Source organism: Lichenibacterium minor (assembly GCF_004137685.1).
Classification (GTDB): Bacteria; Pseudomonadota; Alphaproteobacteria; order Rhizobiales; family Beijerinckiaceae; genus Lichenihabitans; species Lichenihabitans minor.
The window spans coordinates 1-1,716 of sequence record NZ_QYBB01000135.1; the positions used below are offsets into that span (position 1 = coordinate 1).

2 protein-coding genes are annotated in these 1,716 nt (G+C 68.5%); both read right to left on the bottom strand.

Annotated elements, in window-relative coordinates:
• Positions 1–6 precede the first annotated feature (6 nt).
• Positions 7–858, bottom strand: a complete 852-nt coding sequence (locus D3273_RS27660) for an MBL fold metallo-hydrolase (protein WP_129230252.1) — start codon at positions 856–858, stop codon at positions 7–9.
• 154 nt (positions 859–1,012) lie between these two features.
• Positions 1,013–1,423, bottom strand: coding sequence for an L-alanine exporter AlaE (alaE, locus tag D3273_RS27670; RefSeq protein WP_129230254.1), 411 nt, complete (start codon positions 1,421–1,423; stop codon positions 1,013–1,015).
• Positions 1,424–1,716 lie beyond the last annotated feature (293 nt).

The following is a 1,716-nucleotide window of genomic DNA, read 5'->3' on the forward strand; positions in this document are numbered from 1 at the left end:
TGATCCTCAAACGAACGACCAAGCGAAGCCGTCGACCGTACGGCGGATGCGTCCGGCGGACGTGTCCGCGCAATGGGAGCTGAACCAGGTCAAGGCACGGTCGCCCGCGAGGTCGAGCATGCGCAGCCGCGACCGGCGCGCCTCGTCCGGCCTTTCGCAAAACGTCGAGCACAGGTCCGGGCGCGCGACCTGATCCGGATGGTGCAGCACATCGCCGGCGAACAGAGCCTCGCGACCGTCCGACCGCAGCAGGATCGACGAGTGGTCGAGGCTGTGCCCGGGCGTCGGCAGAAAGGTAAAACCGGGCAGCGGTTCGGCCTCGTGCGGTCCGACGAAGACGACCCGACCGGCCTCAACGACCGGCACGACGCTGTCGACGAACATGTCGTGGTTCGGGCGGCGAGCCCGGCCCGTGGGGGACATGAAAAACTCATAGCCCAGCCGCGGCATCACCGTGACGGCGTTCGGGAAGGTCGGCACCCAACCGTCCTGGCCCGGCACGGTATTCCAGCCGACATGGTCGGTGTGCAGGTGGGTGAGGAGGACGTGGGTAACGTCCTCGGGTCGGGCGCCGGCCGCGGCGAGTCGGGTGAGCCAGGGCGTGTCGAGGCCGTCGAAGGCCGCCACGGCGCGCGTCTTGCCGTTGCCGACCCCGGCGTCGACGAGGACCGTCAGACCATCGATTCGCACCAGCCAGGAATGGACGTTCAGGGTCAGCGAAGCGTCCCCGCCGTTCTCGCCTCCGGCCTTCCACCCCTGCAGCAGCTTCGCCGCCGGGAACGTGAGCGATAGTTCGGGCACCTTGGTCACGACGGCCCGCCCGATGCGATGGGCCAGGATCTCGGCATGCTGTTCCATGTCGCATTCCTCCTCAGGCCCAGGGCTGTCCCGCCCGCAGTCGGGCCGCGAGGGCGCTGATATAGGCGTCGAGCAGGATCTCGCCCTTCTCGGCGCTCGCGCGACGGGCATGCCCCGCGACGCCGTGAGGACGGTGTTGTTAAACCGCTGGCCGTTATCTGTCCGGATGGATGCCGAACGACGACCTGATCAGAGTGAGGAACGCCCCATAGGGGCGCCCGCAGGCCAGCATGATAGCCGTGGCCCCGAGCAGGCCGAGGAGCAACCCTCGGCCCGACGCGCCACTCACGGCGATGATCGCCGCGTAGATCGGGACCTGGAACGTGACGAGGGCCAAGCTGTCCCACCCGATCCGTGACAGGCGGTTCGGGCGTGCCCGTCTCATCAGCCAGTCCCGCCAGAGGCCGTAGGGGCGACCGACCGGGACCATCAGAACCGCACCGAGCAAGCGCGCGTGGAGGACCTGCTCCCAAGCCATGCCCGCCACGAGCCGTTCGTTGATCACGCCGGTGGTGGTGAAGAACAGGATCAGGGCCACCGTATCTGCGACGAAGGCGCGGTTCATGTTGCGGTCCCCCGGCCTCCCGACGATCCACCCGTCTCCCGGCTTTGCACGTGCGGGTCACCAAGACCAACACATGCGCGAAGACGGCGGCTCGTTGCGGGCCCGTGATCGCAGGGAGCCCCGGGAGAAGAGCGCGAATCTGGATGGCGGCCAAGCCCATGACGTATGCCACGATGGGCATAGGTGAGTTTCTCTCCGTTGCGGGACGCGATCGGGCCGGCCTGGACGATCACGATGGCGGGGGTGGCTCAGGACGGGACCCCCGCGAGGCGCCGTCGCAGACGCTCCCCGGC

Excerpts from the sequence above, each read along its gene's own strand:
- D3273_RS27660 (WP_129230252.1), bottom strand. The coding sequence starts at position 858 with ATGGAACAGCATGCCGAGATCCTGGCCCATCGCATCGGGCGGGCCGTC.
- alaE (WP_129230254.1), bottom strand. The coding sequence starts at position 1,423 with ATGAACCGCGCCTTCGTCGCAGATACGGTGGCCCTGATCCTGTTCTTC.